Here is a 25319-nt window from a genome sequence, read left to right on the forward strand (position 1 = left end):
GTGGGGTTTGGCTTTTCCTTCCTCCCCCCCCCCCCGCTCCGCTATCGGTGCGACGCCAGAAGGGGAGGACGGACGTCACCCCTTATTCCTAGGGGTTAAATAGGAAATGAGTCGCTGCAGTTTTTCTGGGGCGGCTTTCGGCCCCGCTATTGTCGAGAATCTTGCGGCCGGGGTTCAGGATTTCTCGTAGCACTATTATTCCCATGGATTATGTAGGAATATATCTCCGCGCCCTGGCGGCGCCTAGGAGATCCCCATGTCCAAGTCCCCGCTCGACTTCCTCTGGTTCATCCCGTCGGCGGGCGACAACGCCTATCTGAGCCACCCGGAGACCGACCGCGCCCCGACCCCGCGCTACCTGCGCGAGATCGCCGTCGCCGCCGACCGGCTCGGCTATTCCGGGGTGCTGCTGCCGACCGGCGCCCACTGCACGGACGCCTGGATCACGGCCGCCTCGATCGCCCCGTTCACCGAGCGCCTGCGCCTGCTGGTCGCCGCGCGCCCGGGCCTGATCCATCCGTCGGAAGCGGTCCGCCAGGCCGCCGCCCTCGACCGCCTGAGCGGCGGCCGCGCCCTGGTCAACATCGTCACCGGCGGCAGCCCGCAGGCCCTGGCCGCCGACGGCCTCTTCCTCGACCACCACGAGCGCTACGTGCAGACCGAGGAGTTCCTCAACATCTGGCGGCGGCTGGCCAACGGCGAGACCGTCACCCACCAGGGCAAGCACCTCTCCATCGACAAGGGCCGGCTGCTGTTCCCGTTCGTGCAGGAGCCGCACGCCCCGATCTGGTTCGGCGGGTCCTCGGACATCGCCCGCGAGATCGCCGCCCAGCACGTCGACGTCTACCTGGCCTGGGGCGAACCGCCGGCCCAGCTGAAGGAGGTCATCGACGACGTGCGCGAACGCGCCGCCAAGCGCGGCCGCACGATCCGCTTCGGCATCCGCCTGCACATCATCGTCCGCGAGACCGAAGCCCAGGCCTGGGACGCGGCCAACGAGCTGATCAAGTACGTCACCGACGACGCCATCGAGGCCTTCCAGCGGGCGATGGCCAAGGGCTCGGACTCGGTCGGCCAGTCGCGGATGAGCGCTCTGCATGGCGGCAGCCGCGCCAACCTCGAGGTCAGCCCCAATCTCTGGGCCGGCATCGGCCTGGTGCGCACCGGGGCCGGCACCGCCCTGGTCGGCGACCCCGACACCATCGCCGAGCGGCTGGAGGAGTACGCCCAGCTCGGCGTCGATACGGTCATCGCCTCGGGTTACCCGCACCTGGAGGAGGCCTACCGCGTCGCCGAGCTGCTGTTCCCGAAGTTGAACCTCAAGCATCAGGTCGGCGAGACCAGTCTCAAGTTCCCGAACGTCTCGCCGTCCTTCATCGCCCCGCCCCTGCGCGCGGCGTCCTAGAACAGGCTGCGCCAGGCGACATAGGCCGCGGTCGCCAGCACCATCAGCGCGAACGCCCGGCGGGCGTTCGCCGCGTGGCCGGCCAGCCGGGCGGCGAGCGGCCCGCCCGCCAACGCCCCTGCGCCGCCGCCGGCGACCAGGGCCGCGAACACCGGCCAGTCGACCAGGCCCGAGACCGCATAGCTGGCGCTGGTCGCCGCGCCGAACAGCACAACCGAGACCAGTGAACTCGCAGCGGCGTTGGCCAGAGTCATGCCGGTGGCGGCCATTAGCCCCGGCACGATCAGGAAGCCGCCGCCGATCCCGAAGAACCCGGCCGCCGAGCCGCCGCCGCCGAACACCGCCAGAAACAGTCCGATCAACGCCCCGCCCGCCGCCGCCAGCGCCAGGCTCGCCAGGTCCATGCTAGGCCCTCGCCGGCCGGTTCCATGGCATTTGCCCCAGCAGCCGCGCCATGCCGCAGAAGCCGGTCGCCCCCGCGAAGGTTAGGCCTACGCCGACGAAGGCTGCGAGCCCGAAGAAGCCGGGATGGACCAGCAGGCCCAGGCCGACGCCGATCAGCACCAGCGTACCGGCGGCGATCTGCACCTGGCGCATCAGTTCCAACGGCGCCTTGCGATCCTCGACCAGCGGCAGCCCGGCGGCCGCCCAGCCGTCGACGCCGCCGGCCAGCACCAAGGCCTGGCCGCCGCTGACCGCCGCCAGCCGCGCGCAATTGGCGGCGGTGCGCAGGCCCGAGCGGCAGGTGAAGATCGGCAAGGCGCCGGCCGGCACGTCCAGCGGCGCGGCCTCGAGGCTCGCCAGCGGGCGCAGCCGCGCGCCCTTCACGTGGCGGCGGGCGAATTCGTCGGGGTCGCGGACGTCGAACAGCACCGCCTGGCCCTTGGCCAGCAGGTCAGCGACGTCCTTGGGGTTCAGTTGAGTCGGAACGGTCATCGGCCTTCTTCATGTCTGGAGGACAGAAGATCTCCGCGAGCGTCGCCACCACCTTCATCGCGGCGGGGTCGTCGATCCGGTACCAGATCGTCTGGCCCTCGCGGCGCGTGGCCACGACGGCTTCCTCGCGCAGCACCGCCAGGTGCTGCGAGAGCGCCGATTGCGACAGACCGACCAGGGGCAATAGCTCGCCCACCGATCGCTCGCCCTCGGTCAACTGACACAGGATCATCAACCGCCGCTCGTTGCTCAGCGCGCGCAGAAGCTTGGCGGCTTCCCCGGCGCTGGCCTCGAAACGGGCGATGTCGAAGTTCGCGAGATCGAACATGGCCGAGATATATGCGCTCTTTCTACTTTAGCAAATTCTTATATATAGGCCGACGCCGAAGGAGGCTCCGACCATGACCCCACACGTACAGACATTCTTCGACAAGGCCACCTCGACCGCGACCCACCTGATCAGCGACCCATCGACCGGCGTCGCCGCAGTGATCGACCCGGTGCTCGACTTCGAGCCCAAGGCCGCCCGGCTCTCGACCGCCTCCGCCGACGCGGTCCTGGCCGCCGTGCACGGTCAGGACCTGACGCTCGCCTATGTGCTGGAAACCCATGCCCACGCCGACCACCTGTCGGCCGCCGACTACATCCGCCGGAAGACCGGGGCCCAGGTGGTGATCGGGGCCAGGATCACCGAGGTCCAGAAGACTTTCATCCCGCGCTTTGAGGCCGACGACGTCGCGGACGACGGCCGGGTCTTCGACCGCCTGCTGGCCGACGGCGACGTGCTGCCGTTGGGCGCGCTGGAAATCGGCGTGCTGCACACGCCCGGCCACACGCCGGCCTGCGTCACCTATCTGATCGGCGACGCCGCCTTCGTCGGCGACACGCTGTTCATGCCCGACTACGGCACGGCTCGCGCCGACTTCCCGGGCGGCGACGCAGCCACGCTCTATCGCTCGACCCGCAAGATCCTCGCCCTGCCGGGCGACACCCGGATCTTCGTCGGCCACGACTACCTGCCGGCCGGGCGGGAGGCCTTCGCCTGGGAGACCACCGTGGCGGCCCAGCGAGCCGGCAACATCCACGTCCGCGACGGCGTGGACGAAGCCGCCTTCGTAGCGATGCGCGAGGACCGGGACGCCACCCTGGCAGCCCCGACCCTGATCTTGCCCTCGCTGCAGGTGAACATCCGCGCCGGCGCCCTGCCGCCTGCGACCCCGGCGGGGAACGTGTTCCTCAAGCTTCCCGTTACGGTCCAGGCTTGATTTGCATCAAGGCCGGCGCCGCACGGCGGGCTCAGGCTGGGCGCTAAGGCAGCATCAGGAAAGGACGCGCCATGAAGGGCTTTGTCGACGACATCGAGGAACTGACGGAGAGCAACAAGGACTTCCGCCGGGTGCTCTACACCGGCAAGCACCTGCAGTTGGTGCTGATGTCGCTAAAGCCCGGCGAGGAGATCGGCGAGGAGGTGCACGACACCCACGACCAGTTCTTCCGCATCGAGAAGGGCAAGGGCGAGGTCTGGATCGACGGGGTCAAGACCAAGGTGAAGGCCGACTTCGCGATCATCGTCCCGGCCGGCGCCCGCCACAACGTCGTCAACACCGGCGACAAGGCCCTGCGGCTCTACACGCTCTATGGCCCGCCCGAGCACCGCGACGGCGTCGTGCGCGCCACCAAGGCCGAAGCCGACGCCAACGAAGAACACTTCGACGGCGTCCTGACCGAGGACGGCCCCGGCACGAAGATCTGATTGTCCGGAAATTTCCTGAGGTTCGACCAATTCCGAGAGGAATTGGTGGAGCCGAGGGGAGTCGAACCCCTGACCTCCTCATTGCGAACGAGGCGCTCTACCAACTGAGCTACGGCCCCAGGAGGCGCGGACTTAGGGGGCGAAGGCGGGGTCTGTCAAGCGGCTGATCGCCGATGCGGCGTCGCGACTTGCCAGCGTCGTCGCGCCAGCCGATACAGGAGGCCCATTCCACTCGGATTTTCTGATGGCCCCGCTGGTCGGCTTTGTCTTCTTCATCATCGACGCGCTGCTCGGATTGCTGGTGTTCGCGCTGATCGCGAGCGCCATCCTGTCCTGGCTGGTGGCCTTCGACGTGATCAATCTGCGCAACCAGTTCGTCTACAACGTCGCGCGGTTCCTCGACGCGGTGACGCGGCCCGTGCTGGCGCCGTTCCAGAAGATCATCCCCTCGCTCGGCGGCGTCGACATCAGCCCGGTGATCGCCATCCTGGTGATCTCGGGCATCCAACGCTACCTGCTGCCGGCCGCCGCCGGCGCGCTGATGGGCCTCGGCTAGGCCGATGCGCCTGGCCGTCCGCGTGACGCCGAAAGGCGGCCGCGACGGGGTGGACGGCTGGGCCCTCGATCCCGAGGGCCGCCCCTATCTGAAGGTTCGGGTCTCGGCCCCGCCCAGCGACGGCGCGGCCAACGCCGCCGTTGTCGCGCTGCTGGCCAAGACCCTGAAGCGCCCGAAGTCGGCGCTCAGCATCGTCTCGGGCGAAAGCGCCCGGCTCAAGCTGATCGAGATCGAGGGTCTGGACGAAGCCTCCGCGCACGCCGCGCTCGGCCCGCCGCCGCAGGCCTAGCCCGCGCCTGCGGGGCAAACACGCAAACGGCGCTCCAGCCTGGGCCGAAGCGCCGCCTGGATCCTAGGGACGAGGCCGACGGGTCGCCCCGTCAGCGCCGCGGTCAGAACTCTTCCCAGCCCTCTTCGCGGGCCGAGACGGCGCGCGACGCGCCCCCGGCGACGGCGAGGCGCGGGGCCGGACGCTGGCGCGGAGCCGGCGGCGCGGCGGCCGGCTGCTCGCCGGTCTTGAACTGACCGATCAGGCGGGCGAGTTCGACCGCCTCCCCGGCCAGCGAGTGGCTGGCGGCGGTCGATTCCTCGACCATGGCGGCGTTCTGCTGGGTCACCTGGTCCATCTGGTTGACCGCGGTGTTGACCTGCTGCAGCCCGACCGCCTGCTCCTGGGCGCTGGCGGCGATCTCGGTGACGATGCCGTTGATCTCGGCCACCTGGCTGACGATCAGCTGCAGCGCCTTGCCGGTGTCGGCCACCAGGCTGACGCCCTGGCCGACCTGAGCCGACGAGGCGTTGATCAGCGTCTTGATCTCCTTGGCCGCCTCGGCCGAGCGCTGGGCGAGCGCCCGCACCTCGGAGGCGACGACCGCGAAGCCGCGGCCAGCTTCGCCGGCCCGGGCCGCTTCGACGCCGGCGTTCAGGGCCAGCAAGTTGGTCTGGAAGGCGATCTCGTCGATGACGCCGATGATCTGGCCGATCTGCTTGGAGCTGCCTTCGATCTCGCCCATCGCCGCCGTCGCGCGCTGCACGACGTTGGCGCTTTCGGCCGCGTTCGAGCGGGCGGTGGCGACCACGCCCTGGGCATGGTTGGCGCCCTCGGCGGTCCGGCGGACCGTGGCGGTGATCTCGTCGAGCGCCGCGGCGGTCTCTTCCAGGCTGGCGGCCTGCTGCTCGGTGCGGCGCGACAGGTCGTCGGCGGCCTTGCTGATCTCGTCGGCGCCCGAGCGCATGGACGAGGTCGCCCCGACCACCACGCCCATGGTGTTCTGCAGTTGGCTCATGGCGACGTTGAAGTCGTGCTTCAGCGACTCGTATTCCGGGGCCACCTGCGCCTCGACGCGGGCGGTCAGGTCGCCTTGCGCCAGGCGCTCCAGCGCCCGAGCCAGGGCGCCGACGACGACGTTCTGCTGCTCGGCCACGGCGGCGCGTTCGGCCTCCGAGCGGCGGCGTTCGGACTCGGCCTGGGCGTTGGCCGCCTCCTGGCCGGCGCGCAGGGCGCGGTTCTCGGCCAGGCCATGGCGGAAGCCTTCCAGCGCGCGGGCGATCTCGCCGACCTCGTCGTGCTTGTCCGCGCCGCCCACCGGCTTGTCGTAGCGGCCGGCGGAGAGTTCGCCCACCGCCGCGGTGATGCCGGCCAGCGGCTGGCGCACCAGCTTGCCGACCGCGACGAACAGCGAGCCCAGCACCAGGGCCAGGATCACCACGCCGCCCACCGCCAGCCAGATCGCCAGTTGGCGGGCCGGACCGGTGATGTGCGCGGTCGGCACGTCCATGACCACGGCCCAGGTCGAGTTCAGGCCCGGCAGCGGGGCCGGGGTGACCAGGCGCTCGACCTTGCCGGCCGGCTGGTCCAGGCCGCTGAGCAGCACGGACTTGCCGCTCGACATCGCGTCCTTCAGCTCGGCGACGCCGGTGTCGGCATAGGGCTTCATGCGCAGCTTGGCGTCCGGATGCGAGACCCAGTTGGCGGCCGGCGAGACTAGCATGACGCGGCCGTCGCCGAACGGACGCAGCACGTCGAGCTGCTTGGAGACGTCGTCCAGCGCGAGGTCGATGCCGGCCACGCCGATCAGCTGGCCGTTCGACATCACCGGGAAGGTGACCGAGGTCATCGAGATGGTCTTGCCGCCGACCTCATAGGGATAGGGCTCGACGATCGCCGCCTTCTGGCTCTGGAAGCTGGTCTGGTAGAACGGCTGCTCGTAGTCGCTGCCCGTGTCCAGCGGCTCCAGGCTCAGCGACCCGTTGTTGTTCACCCAGTAGGGCGTGAACTGGCCGAGCTTGTTGGAGCCGGTGTCGACCTGGCCCATGTGGGCCTCGTCCTGGCCGTCCAGCGCGTTCGGGACCTCCATGAACCAGGCGCCGAGGATCATCGGCGAGGCCGAGGCCGCCGGCTTGATCATCTCGCTCAGCACCTTGCGGTCGCGCACGCCGGCGGCATGGGCCGCGCCCAGGGTCTGGGCCATCGAGCGGCCGAGCCCCTGGATCTCGCCGATGTCGCTGGCCACCTCGGCGGCGGCCTTGCCGGCTAGGGCCTGGGCGTTGTCATTGGACAGGTCGCGGACGATGCCGCTGGCGTTGGCGGCCACGAGGGCGGCGGCCAGCAGCAGCAGCGCGCCGATCGCGCAGCCGGCCGCAAGCATGAGCTTCCATGCGATGGATAGACGAGCCAGCATTGAGTTCCCCACGAACTGACTGAACTGCGCAGGTCCTTGAACGGACCGTCGTTAGGCCGCCGCGGCGATGTCCGGCGGCAGGATGTGATCAAGCGAGAGCAGCGAGACGATGCCGGTGTCGGTGGTCATCACGCCGCTGACATAGGCGGTCGATTCCGGGCTGCCGACTTCCGGCGGCGGCTGGATCAGCCCCTCGGTGACGGTCAGGATGTCGGACACCGCGTCGACGACGAGGCCCATCTGGGCCTCGCCGATCTGCGCTACCACCACCACCGACGAGGCGCTGGGGGCGGCCGGGCCGAGGCCGAGCCGCGCGCCGAGGTCGATGACCGGCAGGATCGCCCCGCGCAGGTTCATCATCCCCAGCACGTGCGCCGGCGCGTGCGGCAGCGGCGTGGCCGCCGACCAGCCGCGGATCTCGCGGACCGCCATGATGTCGATCGCATAGGCCTGCTCGCCGATGCGGACCGAGATCAGCTCGGCGCCGGGCGACGGGATGCGCGTTTGGGCTTCCATCAGAATTCCTCCCAAGTGTCGGTTTCTCCGACCGGCTCGAGTTTCGCCGCGGTGGCGGCGCCGGAGCTGTATCCCCGGGTCGCGACAGGCTTGCTGACGCGCGCGGGGGTCTTGCTGACGATCGGGCGGCCTTGGTCCTGGCCGATCGAGAACTGGCCCATGAGGCGGGCGAGCTCGACCGCCTCGTTGGCGAGCGCATGGCTGGCGGCGGTGGACTCTTCGACCATGGCCGCATTCTGCTGCGTAACCTGATCCATCTGATTAACGGCGGTGTTGACCTGCTGCAGGCCGACGGCCTGCTCCTGGGCGCTGGCCGCGATCTCCGACACCGAGCCGTTGATCTCGGCGACCTGGGCGGCGATGCGCTGCAGGGCCTTGCCGGTCTCGGCGACCAGGTCGACGCCCTGGCCGACCTGGGCGGTCGAGGCGTTGATCAGGGTCTTGATCTCCTTGGCCGCTTCGGCCGAGCGCTGGGCCAGGGCCCGCACTTCCGAGGCGACGACCGCGAAGCCCTTGCCGGCGTCGCCGGCGCGGGCGGCTTCGACGCCCGCGTTCAGGGCCAGCAGGTTGGTCTGGAAAGCGATCTCGTCGATGACGCCGATGATCTGGCCGATCTGCTTGGAGCTCTCCTCGATCTCGCCCATCGCCGCGGTCGCGCGCTGCACGACGGCGGCGCTGCGTTCGGCGTCGGTGCGCGCGGTCTCGACCACCTCGCGGGCGTGATTGGCGCCCTCAGCGGTCTTGCGCACCGTGGCGGTGATTTCGTCGAGCGCCGCGGCGGTCTCTTCCAGGCTGGCCGCCTGTTGCTCGGTGCGGCGCGACAGGTCGTCGGCCGCCTGGCTGATCTCGCCGGCGCCCGAACGCATGCTCGTCGTGTTGCCGCTGATCACCTTCATGGTGTCCTGCAGCGTGGCGACGGCGGCGTTGAAGTCGGTCTTCAGCTGCTCGGCCTTCGGCGCGAAGGCGACGGTGATGCGGTGGGTCAGGTCGCCGTGGGCCAGCTTGCCCATGGCCTGGCCGAGGGCGCCGATGGCGATGGCGTCCTGCTCGGCCTCGCGGGCCTTCTCGGCCTCGCGGGCCTGGCGTTCGGCCTCGGCGGCGGCGCGCTGCTCGGCGGCCTCGGCTTCGAGCCGCAGCTTCTGGATCGCCGCTTCCTTGAAGGCGAGCACGGCGTTGGCCATCTGGCCGATCTCGTCCTTGCGGCCGACCGCCGGCACGTCGACGGTGTTGTCGCCGCCGGCCAGCCTGTCCATCGTGCGGGTCATGGCGTTGACCGGGGTGGCGATGGCCCGCGACAGCAGCCAGGCCATGGCGGCGGCGGCGAGGATCGCCAGCAGGCTGCCGCCGACCAGGGTCATGCGCGCCTGGCTGATGGCGTCCTGCTGCTCCTGCCAGCGCTGGGCGACCAGCTTGCGTTGCGCGGTCAGGATCTCGCCCTGCACTTCGCGCACCTTGGAGAGGCGCACGTCGTCGATCATCGCCAGCGCCTGGAACTCGGTGGCCGGGTCCCGCGCCAGGGCGATGATCTCGGCGTTCTTGGTCCGCCACGCCTCGAGCTCGGACTTCAGGCGCGCGGCGCGCTCCTTCTGCTCGGGCCGCGTCGTGCGGCTGGCGAAGCCTTCCAGGCTCTTGTCCGCCGTCGCGGCGTCAGTCTCGTAGGTCTTAAGGAAGTCGGCGTTGCGCGTCGCCGCGAAACCGCGCGCCGCGTTCTGCTGTTCGACCGCGTAGGTAAGCACCGCGGTCACGTCCTGGATGTTGAGGTTGCTGACATTGTTCTGCTCGGCCGCCTTCACGGTGACGCTGAGGCTCATGAACACGGCCGCTGAGGCCAGGGTGAAGACCGAAAGGATCACGGCGAACGCCATGATCAACTTCGCCGAGATACGCGCGTTACTGAAATTCACTGTGAGCCCCCAACAGTACGGTTCACAGCATTCGGTAGCGAAGACAGGCTTCTGGATTGTTAATCGCGATTAATGATGACCTGACAGATTGTCGCAGGTGAAGTCTACGCACGCCGCACTTGCGACACATTGATGTCGAATATATCCAGTTCAGCCGGCAATACTTGACGCGAGTGTCAGGTAATACCTGCGAAAATACCGGCCATACCGACGTGGCGTTGCAAGCGGCGACACGCTACCCATCTCTCTGGCGCCGAAGGACGGCGAGGAGGAGCAAGATGGCCGGGCGTGCGCAGTTGGCGGAGGCGATCGCGAAGGCGCGGCGCATCGTGGTGTTCACCGGCGCCGGCATCTCCACCGAGTCCGGCGTGCCCGATTTCCGCAGCCCTGGCGGGGTGTGGAGCAAGATGAAGCCGATCTACTTCCAGGAGTTCGTCGGCGACGAGGGCCGCCGCCGCGAGGCCTGGACCCGGGTGTTCTCAGGCGCCGCCAAATGGACCGGCGCGCGCCCCAACGACGGTCATACCGCCGTCGCCAGGCTGGTTCGCGACGGTAGGGCCACCGCCGTCATCACCCAGAACGTCGACAACCTGCACCAGGAATCGGGCGTACCCGACGACAAGGTCATCGAGTTGCACGGCAACGCGCACTATGCGCGCTGCCTGTCCTGCGGCCTGCGGCACGAGTTCGAAGAATTTCGCGAAAGTTTCACGCAGCGCGGCGAGATCCCCGTCTGCCGCGCCTGCTGCGGCCTGGTGAAGTCGGCGACGATCTCGTTCGGCCAGTCTATGCCGCAAGGCCCGATGGACCAGGCCGAGGCCCAGACCCTCGGCTGCGACCTGTTCCTGGTGCTCGGCTCGTCGCTGGTGGTCTATCCGGCTGCCGGCTTCCCGCTGCTGGCCAAGCGCAACGGCGCGACCCTGGCGATCGTCAACCGCGAGCCGACCGAGCAGGACCCGGCCGCCGACATCGTTCTCCACGACGAGATCGGTCCGGTGATGAGCGAGGTGGTCGGGGCCGCCTAGGCCCCTGCGCGCTTGGTCGGCCGGGCCCGCAGCTTGGCGGGCGGCGGATCGGCGCGGAAGTCGGCGACGGTGCCGAGCTTGGCGTTGCACGACGGGCAGCGGATCACGACGTCGTCGGTCAGGTTGTCTTCGATCGAGAGCCCGGCGCCGCAGGGCTTGCACTTCCAGTCATGCTGCGGAGGCGGCGGCGGTTCCGGCGGCGGCGCACGCCGCTTCGGCCCCTCGGGCACGACGACCTTCGGGGGGTTCTTCAGGGATAGGATCGGGCGGCGCTTGGGTTCGTCGCTCATAGGCTGGGACTGGGGACCTCGTCGGCGGGCCCGCGGCGGCGCTGGCTGCGGGGACGGCTGGTTTTCCCTTGTCCGGCCTTGAGTTGCAACACCAAACGCCAGGAAACCGCGGGTCGGCGGCCGACATCGGGCGTCGCGCTTCGTCGCAGCGCGGTCCTGCCTCGCCGAACAGCGCTGTTGGTGACAGCTTAAGATGTTTCGGGGTTAAAGAGATCAACGGCCAGCCATGGTTGACCGGCGCCCGCAAACGTGGCGCCTCGGGACCGGCAAGGTCTGTATGGGCTTACTCGGGGAGAAACCGATGAAATTGAACTGGACTCATGGCGCAGCGCTGCTCGCCTGCGTGGCCATGAGCGGCTGCGGCATGATCGGCGGCGGCTCCAAGGCCCCCCAGGGCCAGGTCGTCGCCACGGTGAACGGCGAGGAGATCACCGTCACCGAGCTCAACCGCGAACTCGGCGGCGCCCCCGCGGCGGACGCGACCCAGCGCAAGGCCATGGAACAGGCCGCGCTGCAGTCGATCATCACCCGCAAGCTGCTGGCCCAGACCGCCAAGGAAGAGAAGCTCGACAAGACCCCGGTCTTCGCCCAGCAGGAAATGCAGGCCAAGGAAGGGATGCTGGTCGGCGCCATGCAGCGCAAGATCGCCGCGACCGTGGCCAGCCCCTCGCGCGCCGAGGCCGAGAAGTTCGTCGCCGAGCATCCGCACATGTTCGCCGACCGCCGCGTGATGGTCGTCGACCAGATCGTCGTCGGCAAGTTCAGCCCCGAGCTGATGAAGCAGTTCGAGCCGCTGACCACCCTCGAGCAGGTCGAAGCCGTGCTCGGCCGTGAGAACCTGGACTTCCAGCGCACCACCACCGTGCTCGACACGCTGAACGCGCCGGAAGGCCTGACCGAAACTCTGATGAAGCTGCCGGCCGGCGAGATCTTCATCTTCCCGCGCGGCAACGCCGTGTTCGTCAACCAGATCCGCGAGAGCCGCACCCTGCCGTTCACCGGCGAGCGAGCGGTCAACTACGCCACCGCCGGCCTGAAGCAGATGCGCACCCAGGAGGCTGTCGGCCGCCAGATCGAGGCGATCCGCAAGGGCGCGCAGGACAAGATCACCTACAACGACAAGTATAAGCCTGACCCGGCCAAGCCGGCCGCCAAGCCGGCGGCCCCCGCCGCGCCGGCGCCGGCCCCCAACACCTAGGCCGAACCCGACCAGCCGATCGAAGGGCGCGGCTCCGGCCGCGCCCTTTTTCGTGCCCGGGCGCACGGACCGCGCTCGACGCGTCGCGCGCCTACAATCGTCGTCGATGTCGGGGAAATGGTGCCGCTTACAGGACTCGAACCTGTGACCCCCTCATTACGAATGAGGTGCTCTACCAGCTGAGCTAAAGCGGCCTGGTACGCGCTCGCCGGCCGATTTGGCCCGCGAGGGAGCGCCTACTTAGCGACTCTCGGGGCGCTCGCCAAGCGCCGCCTTCCAGAAGGCCGCCGTTCGCCGCCGCGCGGGGCCGGAGCCGGGGGCGGTTCGTCGTCCTCATAGACCCCGTCGGCAAGGTCGTAGGGGGACGGCTCGCCCCCGTGCCCGGCGAGCAAAGCTGCTGAATCGGCATAGGAAATCGGCAATTCGGGCAGTTCGCTCATGGTCCGTTCGCGCCGCTCGTGACGCGGGTGGATCAATTCGCCGCTCTCGGCGAAGCTGACCACCAGCCGCGCCCAGTCGGCCGGCTGATAGGCGAAGGCGCGGCCCTCGGGATCGAGATCGGACCAGTCCGGCTCCTGCGGCGCGCCGACGCCGCGCGCCATCCACACCCGCGCCTCGTCCGGCTGACCGGCGGCGAAGGCGGCCCGCGCGAACAGCCCGGCGATGCGGGCGGTGACCGGCTCGGACGCCAAGGCCTGCCCCGCCTCCTGGGCGCGTTCGGGATCGCCGGCGATCAGCGCCTGCTCGACCAGCAGGATGCGGCTCTCGCGCTCGGCCGGGTTCAGCGAGGCCAGCCGCCAGAGCCGTTCGCCGCGCTGGCGAGGCGTCTCGTCGGTCTTCAAGTCGCGATAGGCCAGCCACAGCGCCGGGTGCGGCGCGGCCTTCCAGGCGTTCTCCAGCGCCTGCGACGCCCGGCCGGACTTGCCGTCGAGGCTGAGCAGCCGCGCGGCCATCACCACCCCCGGCGCGAAACCCGGCTGCAGCTTGGCGGCCTCGGCGGCGCGCTCCAGCGCCTGGGCGCGGCGCTTGGGATCGGCGTCGCCTTCCAGCTGGGCGGCCGAGGCCGCCAGCAGCGCCGCCCGCGCCCGATCGGCGACCAGCGGCGAGATGATCTTGCGCTCCAGCGCGCCCTTGGCGAGGTCGCGCGCGCCGTCCCAGTCGCCGGCCGCCAGCCGCGCCTCGAGCACCGCGCGCCAGGCCCAGCGGGCGGTGCGCGGTTCGGCATAGGCGCTCTCGGCGTGCGCCGCCGCGCCGGCCTGGTCGCCCTGCGCCAGCGCCAGCTGCATCAGCCCCTTGCGTCCGGCCAGCCGCATGTCCGGCAGGCTGAGCATGGCGGTGTAGGCGGCCTGGGCGGCGACCGCGTCGCCCGCGGCCTCGGCGGCCTGGGCGGCCAGCACCCGCACAAGTCCCGGCGCCTCGTCGGCGAGGTCGGCGGCCTTGGCGGCCAGCCGCCGCGCTTCCAGCCCGTCGCCGGCCGCCACCGCCACGAAGCCGCGGGTCAGCACCTCGTTGGCCTGCCGCCGTTTGGCTTCGGCCCGCGCCCGCTCGGCCCGGCGCGGCGCCTCGGCCGCCCAGACCAGCAGCCGCCAGGCCAGCATCGCCGACAGCGCCACAAACAGAGTGATCAGCACGAAGGCGGCCGCGGTCATGTCCGCGCGCCAGCCCAGCCAGGTGACGCTGGCATGGCCCGGCTCGCCGGTGATCGCCAGCATCGCGGTCGCCAGGGCGGCGACCAGGAACAGGATGACCGCCGTGCGGATCATCCGCCGCTCCGCGCCAGTTGCGACAGCTCCTGCAGCGCCTGGGCCCGGATCCGAGCGATCTCGCGGTCGATCTTGGCGCGGCGCTCGGCGCGGTCGCGCCAGGGGCCCAGCGCGTCCTTGGCGTCGGCCGGCAGCGCCTCCAGCGTCGCCAGCGCGCCGACGATGTCGCCGTCGTCGATCTGTCGTTCGGCGCGCGCCAGGACCGCGTCGGGGCCATCGCCCGGCACCTCGCCGACCCGGCGCAGCGCCACCACCCGGCTCAGCGCATAGCCGACGCGGGCCAGCACCCCGGCGCCGTCGCCCGGCGACCGGGCGGCCGAGGCCGCGCGGGCCGCATAGTCCGGGAAGCTCGCCGCCAGCGCCGCCCGGCTGGGCGCGCCGCGCTCAGCGTCGGCCTGCAAGGCGCGCAGGTCGAGGCCCGGCGCCAGTTCGGCCACGGCCTTCACCTCCGGTGCGAACGGCCGCGATCCCTGCGCCGCCTGCATCAGCGCGCTGGCCGCCAGGGCCGAGGCCGAGGCCGAAGCCAATCGGCCGCGGTCGGCCTCCAGGGCATCCAGCCGTTGGGCCGCGGCGCCGTCGCCAGCGGCCTCCGGCGTCACGATCGGGGCCGGCGCCGCCAACGGGGCGTCCTCGGTGATTTCCGGCGCCGGCGCCGGGGCGGCCAGCGGCGCGACCTCGGCGACCGCGCCGGCGCGCGGCTTGTCGGGATAGATCTCGGGCAGCGTCGGCCCGAACCGCGCCAGGCTGTAGCCGCCGGCCACGCAGGCGACCCCGAACAGGATCAGCGCGCCGACGCCCAGGCCGGCGCGGCGGCGCGAGTAGGAGCCAGGATCACGCGGGGCGGACAGCTGGTCGCTCATGCCGAACGGTCTATCAGATTCAGCAGCGCCGCTTCGAGCGGAAAGGGCGCCGAGGCCCGCGACGCCAGCGGCGTGTCGGCCAGCGGGGCCAGCACCGCCTTGGACAGCCCGAGCACCTTCAGGCCCGGCAGCGGATGGGCGGCCAGCACCTGCGCCAACGCCCGCGCGCCCTTGGCCGAATGCACGAGCGCGACGTCGGCCTGGGCCAGCGCGTCGATCTGCGCCGGCGCCGGCTCGACCGGAACCGTGTCGTAGAGCGTCAGCGCCCGAACCTCGACCCGGGCGCGCTCCAGCGCGCCGGCCAGATCACCGGCCAGCTCGGCCGCGCCGGGATGCAGCACCGTCCCGCCGATCTCGCTGCGCCGCGCAGCGATGCCCTCGGCCAGGGCGTTGACGTCGCCGTCCGCCGACAACACCCGCCGGAAGCCGGCCTCGCGCGCGGCCTGGGCGGTGGCTGCGCCGACCGCGAACACCTGCAGCGAACGATCGGGACAGGCCTCGACGAAGGCGCGCACGCCGTTGGCGCTGGTGAAGGCCAGCGCCTTGACGTCGGCCAGGTCGATCTGCGGGGACTCGACCATCCGTACGGCCAGCAGCGGCACGACCAGCGGCGTATGCCCGCGCTCGCGCACCCGCGCGGCGGTGGCTTCCGCGCCGGGTTCGGCGCGGGTGATCCATATCTTCAGGGGACGCGGACTGCTCATGGCTCAGCTGCAACCCTGGAGAGGTGCAGCGTCTGAATCAATCCGCTGCGTTGCGAATACCGCCTATTCCGGCGGCAGGATCAGGTCGCCGCCTTCGCGCTTCACCGCCTCGCCCAGCGACAGGCCCAGCGCGCGCGCGGCCTCCTGCGGGTCGGCGGCGGCCGACAGCTCGGCCGAGCCCTCGTGGCGGAACTTGTGCACGCCGTCGGCCGACAGCGCCTCGACGATCAGGTGCAGCGAGCCGCCGGCCAGCCGCGCATAGGCGCCGATGGCGGTCTTGCACGAGCCTTCCAGCGCCGTCAGCGCGCCGCGCTCGGCGGCCACCGCGACCGCGGTCGGTGCATGGCGGATCGCCTCCAGCCACGGCTTGTCGATGTCGCTGACCCGGGTCTCGATGGCCAGCGCGCCCTGGCCGGGAGCCGGCGGATACTCGACCGGATCGAGCAGGCTCTGCGGCAGGTGGCCGAGACCGAGCCGGTTGAGGCCCGACATCGCCAGCAGGATGGCGTCGGCGTCGCCCGCGGCCAGCTTGGCCAGCCGGGTGTCCACATTGCCGCGCAGCATGCGCACGTCGAGGTCGCCGCGGCGGTTCAGCGCCTGGGCCTGGCGGCGCAGCGAGGCGGTGCCGAGGATCGCGCCCTGCGGCAGATCCTCCATCTTCTCGACCTTGTGGCTGAGGAAGGCGTCGCGCGGATCCTCGCGCTCGGGGATCGCGGCGATGCACAGGCCTTCGGGCAGCAGCGCCGGCATGTCCTTCATCGAGTGCACCGCGCAGTCGATGGCGCCGCTCAGCAGCGCCTCCTCGATCTCCTTGGTGAACATGCCTTTGCCGCCGATCTCCAGCAGCCGGCGGTCCTGCACCCGGTCGCCGGTCGTGGTGATGACCACGATCTGGGCGACGGCCTCCACCTCGGCGGGATTGGTCGGGTCGGCGCCTAGGGCGGCGGCGATACGGCGCTGGACGATGCCGGTCTGGGCCAGCGAAAGCTTGGAGCCGCGGGCTCCGATCCGGACGGGCGGTTGCGTGGGCACGACGCGCAGTCTACCTCGGCGTTTCAAAGGAAGACCCGGCCTATAGGACCGGACCGAATGCCGCAACCGGCGGGAGCCCTTAGTTGACAGAGCCGCTGACTGTCCTTGGCCTGGAAACCAGCTGCGACGAGACCGCCGCGGCGGTCGTGCGCCTGGACGCCGCCGGCGGGGTCGAGGTGCTGTCCTCGGTGATCGGCGCCCAGTTCGCCCTGCACGCCCCCTATGGCGGCGTGGTGCCGGAGATCGCCGCCCGCTCGCATGTCGAGACCATCGACGCCGTCGCCGCCGAGGCGATGAAGACCGCCGGCCTCGGCTACGGCGACCTCACCGGCGTCGCCGCCACCGCCGGCCCCGGCCTGGTCGGCGGGGTGATGGTCGGCCTGTCGTTCGGCAAGGCCGTCGCCCTGGCCCGCGGCCTGCCGTTGGTCGCGGTCAACCACCTGGAGGGCCACGCGGTCTCGGCCCGGCTGGCCGCCGACATCCCCTATCCGTTCCTGCTGCTGCTGGTCTCCGGCGGCCACTGCCAGCTGCTCAGCGTCGAGGGCGTCGGGGCCTGCAAGCGCCTCGGCTCGACCATCGACGACGCGGCCGGCGAGGCCTTCGACAAGATCGCCAAGTCCATGGGCCTGCCCTATCCCGGCGGCCCGGCGCTGGAAAAGATGGCCCAGGGCGGCGATCCGTCGGCCTACGACCTTCCCCGCGCCCTGCTCGGCCGCAAGGGCTTCGACTTCTCGTTCTCGGGCCTGAAGACCGCCGCCGCCCGCTTCGCCGCCACGGTCGAGACCGACGAACAGCGCCGCGACCTCGCCGCCGCGGTCCAGGCCGCCATCGCCCGCCAGCTGTCGGAGCGCACCGAGCGCGCCATGGCCGCCTACGCCGAAGCGCGCCCCGGCCAGCCCTTGCGCTTCGTCGTCGCCGGCGGCGTCGCCGCCAACACGGCGGTGCGCGCGGCCCTGCAGCAGATCGCCGACAAGCACGGCTTCTCGTTCGACGCCCCGCCGCTGGCCTACTGCACCGACAACGCGGCGATGATCGCCCTGGCCGGCGCCGAGCGCCTGGCGCTGGGCATCTCCGACCCGATGGACGCTCCGGCCCGGCCGCGCTGGCCGCTGGACCCGGAAGCGGCCGCCGCCAACCCCACCCACGCATTCGGCCGCAAGGGAGCCAAGGCATGAAGACCGCAGGCGTCATCGGCGGCGGAGCCTGGGGCACCGCGCTCGCCCTGGTCTGCGCGCGCGCCGGCCTTTCCACCACGCTCTGGGCCCGCGAGCCCGAGGTGGTCGGCGCGATCAACGAGACGCGCGAGAACAAGACCTTCCTGCCCGGCGTGGTGTTCGACGCCCCGGTCCGCGCCACCGGCGACCTCGCCGACCTGCGTGACGCCGACTTCGTGCTCAACGTCACCCCGGCCCAGCACCTCCGCTCCAGCCTCGAGGCCTTCCGCCCGCACGCCCGCGCCGGCGTGCCGATGGTGCTGTGCTCCAAGGGCGTCGAGCAGGGCTCGCTGAAGCTGATGACCGAGGTGCTCGACGAAGGCCTGCCGCAGGCCGTGCCGGCCGTGCTCTCGGGCCCCAGCTTCGCGGCCGACGTCGCCCGCGGCCTGCCGACCGCCGTCACCCTCGCCTGCCCCGACGACGAGATCGGCTTCCAGATCGCCGCCGCGCTCAGCCTGCCGACCTTCCGCCCGTACCTCGCCACCGACATGATCGGGGCCGAGATCGGCGGCGCGGTGAAGAACGTGCTGGCCATCGCCTGCGGCATTTCCGAGGGCAAGGGCCTAGGCCGCAGCGCCCACGCCGCCCTGATCACCCGCGGCTTCGCCGAGATGACCCGCATGGCCGTGGCCCTGGGCGCGGAAGCCGAGACCGTCGCCGGCCTCTGCGGCCTGGGCGACCTGGTGCTGACCTGCTCCTCGCCGCAGTCGCGCAACATGAGCGTCGGCCTGGCGCTCGGCGGCGGCCAGACCCTGGAGCAGGCCCTGGCCGGCAAGGTCTCGGTGGCCGAGGGCGTCGCCTCGGCGCCGGCCGTCGTCGCCCTGGCCCGCAAGCTGGAAGTCGAGGCCCCGATCTGCGAGGCCGTCGCCGCCATCCTGGCCGGCCAGGCCCAGGTCGACGAGGCCATCGCCGGCCTGCTGTCGCGCCCGATCAGATCCGAACGCTAGAAGGAGCGCCCGTGACCATCTTCGCCATCCACTGCCTCGACAAGCCGGCCTCGCTGGAGCTGCGGCTCGCCAATCGCGAGGCCCACCTGGCCTATGCCGGAAGCTTCAAGGCGCACATCAAGCTGGGCGGTCCACTGCTGGGCGAAGACGGCGGCATGATCGGCTCGATGCTGATCATGGAATTCGACGACATCGCCCAGGCCCGCGCCTTCTCGGCCGACGATCCCTACGCCAAGGCCGGCCTGTTCCAGCGTGTCGAGATCACCGCCTTCAAGCCGACGCTCGGCGGTTTCGCCAGCTGATGCGCGACGGCCCCGACAATCCGGCCCGGCCGGGCCCCGGCGTGACGCTCTGCGCGCTCGCCGACTTGGCCGATCCCGGCTCGAAGGGCTTTCGCTTTCGCGAGGACGGCAAGATGTTCGCCGGCTTCGTGGTGCAGGTCGGCGGGCAGATCCGCGGCTATGTCGACTCTTGCCCGCACGCCGGCTGGCCGCTGGCCGCCTGGGACGACCGCTACCTGACCCGCGAAGGCGACCTGATCCTCTGCGGCGGCCATGCGGCGCTGTTCCGCCCGCTCGACGGCCACTGCGTCGTCGGCCCCTGCGCCGACCAGAAGCTCACCCCCTGGCCGGTGCAGGTCGTGGACGGCCAGATCCTGACCGCCTGAGCCTTACCCCCGCGCCGGGAACGTCTCGGCGGCGAAGGCGGCGACGTCCTCGACCAGGCCCGCGGCGGCCAGCGCCACCAGCTCGCCGCCCTTTTCCGGGGTCGCTAGCGCCGGGTCCGAGCCCATGCGGCCGTCGGGATAGCGGGCGCGGAAATCGAGCGCCTCGCGGATCGGACCGGTCGGGGCGATCTGCGGCGAATAGTCGGCGGTCTTGATGGCGTCCGGATAGGCCCACTGGGTCACGGCGATCTCCGACGGGGTGGCGTGGCTGCCGTGGCCGACCGGGAATTGCCGCTGGGCCAGGGCGTTGACGCCCTTCAGCTCCCACCAGTTCTTCAGCTTGCAGGCGAAGCCGCGCTCGGCCTTGGCGAAGCTGGCCTCGGCGTAGAGTTCGGAGAACGCAGCCTCGATGGTGGCGACGTTGCCGCCGTGGCCGTTGAGGAAATAGATCTTCTCGAAGCCGTGGCCGGCCAGCGAGCGGCACCAGTCGCCGATCGCGGCGATGAAGGTGGTCGGGCGCAGCGAGATGGTGCCCGGGAAGCCCAGGTGGTGCTGGGCCATGCCGATGTTGAAGGTCGGGGCGATCAGCAGGTCGGAGTCCTTCTGCGCCTCGTGGGCGATGATCTCCGGGCACAGCCAGTCGGTGCCGAGCAGGCCGGTCGGCCCGTGCTGCTCGTTCGAGCCGATCGGCACGACCACCGTCTTGGAGCGTTGCAGATAGGCTTCGATCTCTTGCCAGGTCGACAGGTGCAGCAGCATTCGGAATTCCTACTCAGTCCTGCCGGGGCAGGGGGATCGGGACACACTAGCCCCCGAACGGGGCTTTGATCCAATCGGCGCGCGCCGGTGCGACGGCGTTGCGCAGGCGTCTACTCGAAATCGTCCTCGCCGACGTCGTCGGGACCGGGCTCGTAGACCAGCAGGTCGCCGGGCTGGCAGTCGAGCTCGCGGCACAGCGCCGACAGCGTCGAGAAGCGCACGGCGCGGGCCTTGCCGGTCTTCAGGATCGACAGGTTGGCGATGGTCACGCCGACGCGGTCGGCCAGCTCGGTCAGCGACATCCGCCGCTGCAAAAGGACTCGGTCGAGATTGACGCGGATCGGCATGGTCAGATCGTCAGCTCGGCTTCACGGCGCAGGCGCGCGCCCTCGCGGAACACCTCGGCCAGCACGAACACGACCAGCACCGAGAACCAGGCGGTCGGGCTGAACTCCGGCTGCGAGATCGCCGCGTCGGGCAGCGCCCAGGCGCCCAGGCCGTAGATCACATAGCGGCCGATTTCCAGGCCGGCGAGCACCAGGCCGATCACCCGCAGGCGACGCACGTTCTCGGGATGGAAGGGATCGCCGGCGGTCAGGGTGGCGAAGATCCGGCGCAGCCGCTCGACGATCACCAGCACGCCGGCGAGGTAGAGGCCGGCGGCGGCCAGGCCGCCCAGCAGCACCGGGCCGCCGGCGTCGATCTCGGTCCCGCCGCCGGTCCGGATCGACATGTTCTTGATCAGCTCGGGATTGAAGCTGAAGAGGACGGCGGCCAGCATCATCAGGCCGACGGCGCCGATGCCGATCCATAGGGCGAAGAACACCACGTCGAGGATGATCTTCAGAAAGCTCGAAACCGAGCCGGGCCCCAGGGCGCGCATCGCCGTTCTCCGTCCTCTCGCAGCGACGAGAGCTTAGGCGAAAGCCCCGCCCGTGACCAAGGCGGCGATCGGCAGGGCGGCCATCAGCACCGCGGCGATCATCAGCGTGCGGTCGAGGCCGTTCATCAGAGACACAAACATGGAGACAGTTCCTTTTCTTCTTATGTTGCAGCGCAGCATATGAAACTGCGAAGCTTGGATTTCAATAGCCAAACGCCTGTTTTCGAGCAAACGAAACATCGAAAAACGATATTAAACTTTTGCAATGCAACATGGCGGCCCCTGGCCTATGGTCCGCCGCCCGTCGTTCCGCCCCCTCGTTTCCAGGTAGAAGTCCATGGCCCTGAAGCTCGAACCCGGCGCCAAGCTGGTGGTCGCCACCCACAATCCGGGCAAGGCCCGCGAACTGGCGGCGATCCTCGACAACCGCTTCGAGCTGGTCACCGCCGGCGCGCTTGGCCTCGGCGAACCGGAGGAGACCGAGAGCACCTTCGTCGGCAACGCCCTCTTGAAGGCCCGCGCCGCCGCCGAGGCCAGCGGCCTGATCGCGCTGGCCGACGACAGCGGCCTGTCGGTGACCGCGCTCGGCGGCGCGCCCGGCATCTATTCGGCCCGCTGGGGCGGTCCGGAGAAGGATTTCGTCGGGGCCATGAAGAAGGTCGAGCAGCGGCTGGAGGAAGAAGGCGCGGACGACTTTTCGGCCTGGTTCACCTGCGCCCTGGCCGTCGCCTGGCCGGACGGCCCGGCGGTGGTGGTCGAGGGCCGGGTCGACGGGACCCTGGTGTTCCCCGGCCGCGGCGACCGCGGCCACGGCTACGACCCGATCTTCCAGGCCATCGGCGCCGACATCACCTTCGGCGAGATGGACCCCGAGGCGAAGGACCAGATCAGCCACCGCGCCCTGGCCTTCGCCCAACTGAAGGCCGCGCTGCTTTGACCGCCGACCTGGGCCTCTACATCCACTGGCCCTACTGCGCGAAGATCTGCCCCTACTGCGACTTCAACGTCTATCGCGACCGCGGCCGCGGGGACGAGCAGGCGGCCCTGGTCCGCGCCATCGCCGCCGACCTGGAGGCGCAGCGCGCCCTGACCGGCGATCGCCGGCTAGTCTCGATCTTCTTCGGCGGCGGCACCCCCTCGCTGATGGACCCGGCCGCGGCCGGCGAGCTGATCGCGCTGGCCCGCCGGCTGTGGACGCCGACCGGCGCCGTCGAGGTGACGCTGGAGGCCAATCCCACCGACGCCGAGACCGACCGCTTCGCCGCCTTCGCCGCCGCCGGGGTCGACCGCCTGTCGCTGGGCCTGCAGGCGCTGGACGACGCCAGCCTCGCCCTGCTCGGCCGCAATCACGACGCCGCCGAGGCCCGCCGCGCCGCGCAGGTCGCCGCCGCCACCTTCCCGCGGCTGTCGGTCGACCTGATCTACGCCCGCCCCGGCCAGACGCCGCAGGCCTGGGCCGACGAACTGCGCGCGGTCCTCGACCTCGGGGCCGAGCACGTCTCGCCCTACCAGCTGACCATCGAGGCCGGCACCGCCTTCGACCGCGCCGTGCGCCGCGGAACCCTGGTCCCGCCCGGCGACGAGACCGCCGCCCAGCTCTACGAGACCACCCAGGCCGTGCTCGAGGCGGCGGGCTTCACGGCCTACGAGGTCTCCAACCACGCCCGCGGCGAGGCCGCCCGCTCGCGTCACAATCTCGTCTACTGGACCGGCCAGGACTATGTCGGGGCCGGCCCCGGCGCCCACGGCCGCCTGACCCTGGACGGCGTGCGCACCGCCACCTTCGCTGCGGCCCGGCCCGCCGACTACATCGCCGCCGTCGCGGCGGGCCGCACGCCGGACGGGCGCGAGCCGCTCAGCCCCGTCGAGGCGGCCGAGGAACGCCTGCTCGCCGGCCTGCGGATCACGGAGGGCCTGGACTTCGCCGACGTCGCCGCTCTGGGCCTGACGCCCGACCACGCGAAGGTCGCCGACCTGGTCGCCGCCGGCCTCATCGCCCCCGACCGCGAGCGCCTGCGCGCCACACCGCAGGGCCGCCTGCTGCTCGACCATGTCACCTCCAGGCTTGCGACCTGAGCCATAACCGGCGAAGCCTTGCCCCCATGTCGCGTCATCCTCCCCCGCCGGCCCTGTCCGAAGCCCCGCTCGATCCGGGGCTCTACGTGGTCGCCACCCCGATCGGGAACCTGCGCGACATCACCCTGCGCGCCCTCGACGTGCTGGCCGGCTGCGACCTGGTGCTGGCCGAGGACACCCGCGTCGCCGCCAAGCTGCTGAGCGCCTACGGCCTCTCCAAGAAGGTCGAGCGCTACGACGAACACTCGGCCGAACGCAGCGGCCCCAAGGCCCTTGCGCTGCTGGCTGAGGGCGGCCGCGTCGCCCAGATCTCCGACGCCGGCACCCCGCTGGTCTCCGACCCCGGCTTCCGGCTGGTGCGCGAGGCGGTGGCCCAGGGCTCGGCGGTCCACCCGATCCCCGGCGCCTCGGCCCTGCTGGCCGGGCTGGCGGTCGCCGGCCTGCCCACCGACCGCTTCCTGTTCGCCGGCTTCCCGCCGCCCAAGAGCGCCGGTCGCAAGGCGTTCTTCGAAGAGCTGGCCGGCATCCGCGCCACCCTGGTGTTCTTCGAGGGCGGCTCGCGCCTGGCCTCCAGCCTCGCCGACATGGCCGCGGTGTTCGGCCCGCGCGAAGCGGCCGTCGGGCGGGAGCTGACCAAGCTCTACGAGACCGTCACCCGCGCGCCGCTGGACGTGCTGGCCGCCGACCCGAAGATGGACTTCCCCAAGGGCGAACTCGTGATCCTGGTCGGCCCCGGCCGTGAGGAGGCGGCCACCGCCGCCGACGCCGACACCGCCCTGGCCGACGCCCTCACCCGCCTGAAACCGGCCGACGCCGCCGCCGAAGTCGCCAAGGCGCTCGGCCTGCCGCGCCGCGATCTTTACCGCCGGGCCATGGAGCTCAAGCAGAAGTGAACCAGGTCCGCCAGGCGCGCGGGGCGGCGGCCCGGACCGCCGGACGCCGGGCGGAGGCCTGGGCGGCGCTGTGGCTGATGGCCAAGGGCTACCGCATCCTCGGCTTCCGGCTGCGCACGCCGCAGGGCGAAATCGACCTGCTGGCCCAACGCGGCCAGGTGCTGGCGGTGGTCGAGGTCAAGCAGCGCACAACGCTAGACGCCGCCCTCGAGGCGGTGTCGGAGACCCAGCGCGAGCGCCTGCGGCGGGCGGGGCGCGCAATCGCCGCACGCCGGCCGAGCTTGCAAAACCTGGCCGTTCGGCTCGATCTGATCGCCCTGGCGCCTGGACGGCTGCCTGTTCACAGTCCTGACGCCTGGAAGGGCGCATAACTCCGAGCGCGATGACCCAAGAGGACGCCGAAAACGTACTGCGCGAGGCCGGTCAGGCGCCGGACGAGAGCTTTCCGCTGCTCGACGCCGCGGTCGCCTGCGCCGTGCACGAGGATCCCGCCCGCGATCCGCGGCCGGCCCTCGACCTCGCCAAGCTGGGGGTCGAGCGGCTCTCGGCGCGGCTGCGCAACGAAAGCCCCGAGGAGGCCCTGGCCGAGACCCTGGCCGGCGATCTCGGCCTGACCGGCGACCTCCTGACCTACGATCATCCCGACAACGCCTGCGTGGTGGCGGTGGCCGAGCGCCGTCGCGGCCTGCCGGTGGCGCTGGGGGTCTTCTACCTGCACGTGGCGCGCAAGTGCGGGCTGTCGGTCCAGGGCGTCGACTTCCCCGGCCACTTCCTGCTGCGCATCGAGACCGTCGAGGGGCCGCTGGCGCTCGATCCGTTCAGCGAGGGCCGCGTGGTGCTGCCCTCCGAGCTCACGCGCCGCGCCCTGCATGCGGGCCTGACCCCCAACGTCGCCGACCGCCTCGACCGGCTGATGGCCCCGGCCAGCGACCGCGCCGTGCTGATCCGGCTGCAGAACAACGTCTTCGCCCGCGCCACCGCGGCCGGCGACTTCGGCCGCGCCGAGCGCGCCGCCCTGCGCCGCGCCCTGCTCGACCCGCTCGACCACCGCCCCTGGCTGGACGTCGCCGCCGCCCGCGAGGGCCAAGGCGCCCTGGCCGGCGCGCTGGAGGCCCTGGCCCACGCCAGCACCCTCGACGGCGGCGCGGCCCTGGCCGCCCGCGCCCAACGCGAACGCGTCCGCCTGCGGCTGAACTAGCCCGCCCCCTTGTTCGCTATCCCCGGCCGCGTATGCGCTCGGCTCGGCGCTTGTGGATG

29 protein-coding genes, 2 tRNA genes and 1 pseudogene are annotated in these 25319 nt (G+C 71.2%); 16 read left to right on the plus strand and 16 right to left on the minus strand.

From position 1 onward, the window contains the following. Positions 1-256: 256 nt before the first annotated feature. Positions 257-1405: an FMNH2-dependent alkanesulfonate monooxygenase gene (ssuD, locus tag AC1Q87_RS10645; protein ID WP_492608920.1), complete on the plus strand. Its 1149-nt coding sequence runs from the start codon at positions 257-259 to the stop codon at positions 1403-1405. On the opposite strand, the pseudogene AC1Q87_RS10650 reads toward ssuD, so the two are convergent. The 3 genes and pseudogenes from AC1Q87_RS10650 to AC1Q87_RS10660 form a co-directional block, all read right to left on the minus strand. Next, positions 1402-1809 (minus strand): annotated as a pseudogene (locus AC1Q87_RS10650) (TSUP family transporter); the annotation flags it as partial. The gene ssuD and the pseudogene AC1Q87_RS10650 sit on opposite strands and share 4 nt — an antisense overlap. A 1-nt stretch (position 1810) precedes the next feature. Next, positions 1811-2341, minus strand: coding sequence for a rhodanese family protein (locus tag AC1Q87_RS10655; protein ID WP_492608921.1), 531 nt, complete (start codon positions 2339-2341; stop codon positions 1811-1813). Beyond that, complete coding sequence (locus AC1Q87_RS10660; protein ID WP_492608922.1) at positions 2301-2669, minus strand: ArsR/SmtB family transcription factor; 369 nt, start codon at positions 2667-2669, stop codon at positions 2301-2303. Before AC1Q87_RS10660 ends, AC1Q87_RS10655 begins: the two co-directional genes overlap by 41 nt. Positions 2670-2742: 73 nt before the next feature. Between AC1Q87_RS10660 and AC1Q87_RS10665 the strand changes: the two genes are divergently transcribed. Further along, positions 2743-3606, plus strand: coding sequence for an MBL fold metallo-hydrolase (locus tag AC1Q87_RS10665; RefSeq protein WP_492608923.1), 864 nt, complete (start codon positions 2743-2745; stop codon positions 3604-3606). A 71-nt stretch (positions 3607-3677) separates the two neighbouring features. After that, positions 3678-4094: a cupin domain-containing protein gene (locus AC1Q87_RS10670; RefSeq protein WP_492608924.1), complete on the plus strand. Its 417-nt coding sequence runs from the start codon at positions 3678-3680 to the stop codon at positions 4092-4094. A gap of 43 nt (positions 4095-4137) precedes the next feature. On the opposite strand, the gene AC1Q87_RS10675 is transcribed toward AC1Q87_RS10670, so the two are convergent. Next, positions 4138-4213 (minus strand) — tRNA-Ala (locus AC1Q87_RS10675). A gap of 125 nt (positions 4214-4338) precedes the next feature. Here AC1Q87_RS10675 and AC1Q87_RS10680 point away from each other — a divergent pair. Next, positions 4339-4650 carry a YggT family protein gene (locus AC1Q87_RS10680; RefSeq protein WP_269627600.1) on the plus strand — a complete coding sequence of 104 codons (312 nt, stop codon included), beginning with the start codon at positions 4339-4341 and terminating at the stop codon, positions 4648-4650. 4 nt (positions 4651-4654) lie between these two features. After that, positions 4655-4939: a DUF167 family protein gene (locus AC1Q87_RS10685; RefSeq protein WP_492608925.1), complete on the plus strand. Its 285-nt coding sequence runs from the start codon at positions 4655-4657 to the stop codon at positions 4937-4939. A gap of 103 nt (positions 4940-5042) precedes the next feature. On the opposite strand, the gene AC1Q87_RS10690 is transcribed toward AC1Q87_RS10685, so the two are convergent. The 3 genes from AC1Q87_RS10690 to AC1Q87_RS10700 are packed head-to-tail and all read right to left on the minus strand — an operon-like array spanning position 5043 to position 9751. Continuing rightward, positions 5043-7331 (minus strand): methyl-accepting chemotaxis protein, encoded by a 2289-nt coding sequence (locus AC1Q87_RS10690; protein WP_492608926.1) that lies wholly within the window; start codon positions 7329-7331, stop codon positions 5043-5045. 51 nt (positions 7332-7382) lie between these two features. Beyond that, positions 7383-7847, minus strand: coding sequence for a chemotaxis protein CheW (locus AC1Q87_RS10695; RefSeq protein ID WP_492608927.1), 465 nt, complete (start codon positions 7845-7847; stop codon positions 7383-7385). Beyond that, entirely contained in the window at positions 7847-9751 is a 1905-nt protein-coding gene (locus AC1Q87_RS10700) for a HAMP domain-containing methyl-accepting chemotaxis protein (RefSeq protein WP_492608928.1), read from the minus strand. The genes AC1Q87_RS10695 and AC1Q87_RS10700 overlap by 1 nt, the downstream gene beginning before the upstream one ends. 278 nt (positions 9752-10029) lie before the next feature. Between AC1Q87_RS10700 and AC1Q87_RS10705 the strand changes: the two genes are divergently transcribed. Next, a complete protein-coding gene (locus AC1Q87_RS10705) occupies positions 10030-10776 on the plus strand; it encodes an SIR2 family NAD-dependent protein deacylase (protein ID WP_492608929.1) in 747 nt (248 codons plus the stop codon). Here the strand turns inward: AC1Q87_RS10705 and AC1Q87_RS10710 are convergent. Then, complete coding sequence (locus AC1Q87_RS10710; RefSeq protein WP_492608930.1) at positions 10773-11066, minus strand: hypothetical protein; 294 nt, start codon at positions 11064-11066, stop codon at positions 10773-10775. The two genes, AC1Q87_RS10705 and AC1Q87_RS10710, sit on opposite strands and share 4 nt — an antisense overlap. A 301-nt stretch (positions 11067-11367) precedes the next feature. On the opposite strand from AC1Q87_RS10710, the gene AC1Q87_RS10715 reads away from it, so the two are divergent. Next, positions 11368-12264: an EpsD family peptidyl-prolyl cis-trans isomerase gene (locus AC1Q87_RS10715; RefSeq protein WP_492608931.1), complete on the plus strand. Its 897-nt coding sequence runs from the start codon at positions 11368-11370 to the stop codon at positions 12262-12264. Between the two features lie 118 nt (positions 12265-12382). Here the strand turns inward: AC1Q87_RS10715 and AC1Q87_RS10720 are convergent. From AC1Q87_RS10720 to hemC, 5 genes are all read right to left on the minus strand, one after another. Continuing rightward, positions 12383-12458: transfer RNA gene (locus tag AC1Q87_RS10720), tRNA-Thr, on the minus strand. A 42-nt stretch (positions 12459-12500) separates the two neighbouring features. Further along, positions 12501-14027, minus strand: coding sequence for a heme biosynthesis HemY N-terminal domain-containing protein (locus tag AC1Q87_RS10725; protein WP_492608932.1), 1527 nt, complete (start codon positions 14025-14027; stop codon positions 12501-12503). Then, the gene (locus tag AC1Q87_RS10730; RefSeq protein WP_492608933.1) at positions 14024-14887 is read right to left on the minus strand and encodes a COG4223 family protein; all 864 of its coding nucleotides are present in this window, start codon (positions 14885-14887) and stop codon (positions 14024-14026) included. The genes AC1Q87_RS10725 and AC1Q87_RS10730 overlap by 4 nt, the downstream gene beginning before the upstream one ends. Continuing rightward, on the minus strand, positions 14884-15591 hold the full coding sequence (locus AC1Q87_RS10735) for a uroporphyrinogen-III synthase (RefSeq protein WP_492608934.1): 708 nt from the start codon (positions 15589-15591) through the stop codon (positions 14884-14886). Before AC1Q87_RS10735 ends, AC1Q87_RS10730 begins: the two co-directional genes overlap by 4 nt. A gap of 63 nt (positions 15592-15654) precedes the next feature. Further along, positions 15655-16623, minus strand: a complete 969-nt coding sequence (hemC, locus tag AC1Q87_RS10740) for a hydroxymethylbilane synthase (protein ID WP_492608935.1) — start codon at positions 16621-16623, stop codon at positions 15655-15657. Positions 16624-16706: 83 nt separating this feature from the next. Here hemC and tsaD point away from each other — a divergent pair, with 83 nt between their 5' ends. Genes tsaD through AC1Q87_RS10760 form a run of 4 tightly spaced genes read left to right on the plus strand, consistent with a single transcriptional unit; the run spans position 16707 to position 19451 of the window. Then, on the plus strand, positions 16707-17798 hold the full coding sequence (gene tsaD / locus AC1Q87_RS10745) for a tRNA (adenosine(37)-N6)-threonylcarbamoyltransferase complex transferase subunit TsaD (protein ID WP_492608936.1): 1092 nt from the start codon (positions 16707-16709) through the stop codon (positions 17796-17798). Continuing rightward, positions 17795-18784, plus strand: a complete 990-nt coding sequence (locus AC1Q87_RS10750; RefSeq protein ID WP_492608937.1) for an NAD(P)H-dependent glycerol-3-phosphate dehydrogenase — start codon at positions 17795-17797, stop codon at positions 18782-18784. The genes tsaD and AC1Q87_RS10750 overlap by 4 nt, the downstream gene beginning before the upstream one ends. Positions 18785-18795: 11 nt before the next feature. Continuing rightward, the gene (locus tag AC1Q87_RS10755; protein WP_492608938.1) at positions 18796-19086 is read left to right on the plus strand and encodes a YciI family protein; all 291 of its coding nucleotides are present in this window, start codon (positions 18796-18798) and stop codon (positions 19084-19086) included. Beyond that, complete coding sequence (locus tag AC1Q87_RS10760) at positions 19086-19451, plus strand: Rieske (2Fe-2S) protein (protein WP_492608939.1); 366 nt, start codon at positions 19086-19088, stop codon at positions 19449-19451. The genes AC1Q87_RS10755 and AC1Q87_RS10760 overlap by 1 nt, the downstream gene beginning before the upstream one ends. Before the next feature lie 3 nt (positions 19452-19454). Here AC1Q87_RS10760 and AC1Q87_RS10765 read toward each other — a convergent pair whose 3' ends face one another. From AC1Q87_RS10765 to AC1Q87_RS10775, 3 genes are all read right to left on the minus strand, one after another. After that, the gene (locus tag AC1Q87_RS10765; RefSeq protein WP_492608940.1) at positions 19455-20210 is read right to left on the minus strand and encodes a creatininase family protein; all 756 of its coding nucleotides are present in this window, start codon (positions 20208-20210) and stop codon (positions 19455-19457) included. 110 nt (positions 20211-20320) lie between these two features. After that, a complete protein-coding gene (locus AC1Q87_RS10770; RefSeq protein ID WP_492608941.1) occupies positions 20321-20557 on the minus strand; it encodes a helix-turn-helix domain-containing protein in 237 nt (78 codons plus the stop codon). A gap of 2 nt (positions 20558-20559) precedes the next feature. Beyond that, on the minus strand, positions 20560-21093 hold the full coding sequence (locus AC1Q87_RS10775) for a DUF2975 domain-containing protein (RefSeq protein ID WP_436063491.1): 534 nt from the start codon (positions 21091-21093) through the stop codon (positions 20560-20562). A 337-nt stretch (positions 21094-21430) separates the two neighbouring features. Here AC1Q87_RS10775 and rdgB point away from each other — a divergent pair, with 337 nt between their 5' ends. Genes rdgB through AC1Q87_RS10800 form a run of 5 tightly spaced genes read left to right on the plus strand, consistent with a single transcriptional unit; the run spans position 21431 to position 25260 of the window. Next, positions 21431-22030, plus strand: a complete 600-nt coding sequence (gene rdgB / locus AC1Q87_RS10780; RefSeq protein WP_492608942.1) for an RdgB/HAM1 family non-canonical purine NTP pyrophosphatase — start codon at positions 21431-21433, stop codon at positions 22028-22030. Continuing rightward, a complete protein-coding gene (gene hemW / locus AC1Q87_RS10785; RefSeq protein ID WP_492608943.1) occupies positions 22027-23169 on the plus strand; it encodes a radical SAM family heme chaperone HemW in 1143 nt (380 codons plus the stop codon). The genes rdgB and hemW overlap by 4 nt, the downstream gene beginning before the upstream one ends. 26 nt (positions 23170-23195) lie before the next feature. After that, complete coding sequence (gene rsmI / locus AC1Q87_RS10790; RefSeq protein WP_492608944.1) at positions 23196-24062, plus strand: 16S rRNA (cytidine(1402)-2'-O)-methyltransferase; 867 nt, start codon at positions 23196-23198, stop codon at positions 24060-24062. Further along, positions 24059-24433: a YraN family protein gene (locus AC1Q87_RS10795; RefSeq protein WP_492608945.1), complete on the plus strand. Its 375-nt coding sequence runs from the start codon at positions 24059-24061 to the stop codon at positions 24431-24433. The genes rsmI and AC1Q87_RS10795 overlap by 4 nt, the downstream gene beginning before the upstream one ends. An 11-nt stretch (positions 24434-24444) precedes the next feature. After that, on the plus strand, positions 24445-25260 hold the full coding sequence (locus AC1Q87_RS10800) for a transglutaminase family protein (RefSeq protein WP_492608946.1): 816 nt from the start codon (positions 24445-24447) through the stop codon (positions 25258-25260). The last annotated feature ends 59 nt before the right edge of the window (positions 25261-25319 follow it).

The organism is Phenylobacterium sp. GW823-FHT02A09, assembly GCF_058797775.1.

Excerpts from the sequence above, each read along its gene's own strand:
- AC1Q87_RS10660 (WP_492608922.1), bottom strand. The coding sequence starts at position 2,669 with ATGTTCGATCTCGCGAACTTCGACATCGCCCGTTTCGAGGCCAGCGCC.
- rsmI (WP_492608944.1), top strand. The coding sequence starts at position 23,196 with ATGTCGCGTCATCCTCCCCCGCCGGCCCTGTCCGAAGCCCCGCTCGAT.
- AC1Q87_RS10725 (WP_492608932.1), bottom strand. The coding sequence starts at position 14,027 with ATGATCCGCACGGCGGTCATCCTGTTCCTGGTCGCCGCCCTGGCGACC.
- AC1Q87_RS10770 (WP_492608941.1), bottom strand. The coding sequence starts at position 20,557 with ATGCCGATCCGCGTCAATCTCGACCGAGTCCTTTTGCAGCGGCGGATG.
- AC1Q87_RS10765 (WP_492608940.1), bottom strand. The coding sequence starts at position 20,210 with ATGCTGCTGCACCTGTCGACCTGGCAAGAGATCGAAGCCTATCTGCAA.
- AC1Q87_RS10750 (WP_492608937.1), top strand. The coding sequence starts at position 17,795 with ATGAAGACCGCAGGCGTCATCGGCGGCGGAGCCTGGGGCACCGCGCTC.
- AC1Q87_RS10670 (WP_492608924.1), top strand. The coding sequence starts at position 3,678 with ATGAAGGGCTTTGTCGACGACATCGAGGAACTGACGGAGAGCAACAAG.
- AC1Q87_RS10690 (WP_492608926.1), bottom strand. The coding sequence starts at position 7,331 with ATGCTGGCTCGTCTATCCATCGCATGGAAGCTCATGCTTGCGGCCGGC.
- AC1Q87_RS10710 (WP_492608930.1), bottom strand. The coding sequence starts at position 11,066 with ATGAGCGACGAACCCAAGCGCCGCCCGATCCTATCCCTGAAGAACCCC.
- ssuD (WP_492608920.1), top strand. The coding sequence starts at position 257 with ATGTCCAAGTCCCCGCTCGACTTCCTCTGGTTCATCCCGTCGGCGGGC.
- AC1Q87_RS10665 (WP_492608923.1), top strand. The coding sequence starts at position 2,743 with ATGACCCCACACGTACAGACATTCTTCGACAAGGCCACCTCGACCGCG.
- AC1Q87_RS10715 (WP_492608931.1), top strand. The coding sequence starts at position 11,368 with ATGAAATTGAACTGGACTCATGGCGCAGCGCTGCTCGCCTGCGTGGCC.
- AC1Q87_RS10695 (WP_492608927.1), bottom strand. The coding sequence starts at position 7,847 with ATGGAAGCCCAAACGCGCATCCCGTCGCCCGGCGCCGAGCTGATCTCG.
- AC1Q87_RS10685 (WP_492608925.1), top strand. The coding sequence starts at position 4,655 with ATGCGCCTGGCCGTCCGCGTGACGCCGAAAGGCGGCCGCGACGGGGTG.
- rdgB (WP_492608942.1), top strand. The coding sequence starts at position 21,431 with ATGGCCCTGAAGCTCGAACCCGGCGCCAAGCTGGTGGTCGCCACCCAC.
- AC1Q87_RS10775 (WP_436063491.1), bottom strand. The coding sequence starts at position 21,093 with ATGCGCGCCCTGGGGCCCGGCTCGGTTTCGAGCTTTCTGAAGATCATC.
- AC1Q87_RS10730 (WP_492608933.1), bottom strand. The coding sequence starts at position 14,887 with ATGAGCGACCAGCTGTCCGCCCCGCGTGATCCTGGCTCCTACTCGCGC.
- AC1Q87_RS10760 (WP_492608939.1), top strand. The coding sequence starts at position 19,086 with ATGCGCGACGGCCCCGACAATCCGGCCCGGCCGGGCCCCGGCGTGACG.
- AC1Q87_RS10680 (WP_269627600.1), top strand. The coding sequence starts at position 4,339 with ATGGCCCCGCTGGTCGGCTTTGTCTTCTTCATCATCGACGCGCTGCTC.
- AC1Q87_RS10705 (WP_492608929.1), top strand. The coding sequence starts at position 10,030 with ATGGCCGGGCGTGCGCAGTTGGCGGAGGCGATCGCGAAGGCGCGGCGC.
- AC1Q87_RS10655 (WP_492608921.1), bottom strand. The coding sequence starts at position 2,341 with ATGACCGTTCCGACTCAACTGAACCCCAAGGACGTCGCTGACCTGCTG.
- AC1Q87_RS10735 (WP_492608934.1), bottom strand. The coding sequence starts at position 15,591 with ATGAGCAGTCCGCGTCCCCTGAAGATATGGATCACCCGCGCCGAACCC.
- AC1Q87_RS10800 (WP_492608946.1), top strand. The coding sequence starts at position 24,445 with ATGACCCAAGAGGACGCCGAAAACGTACTGCGCGAGGCCGGTCAGGCG.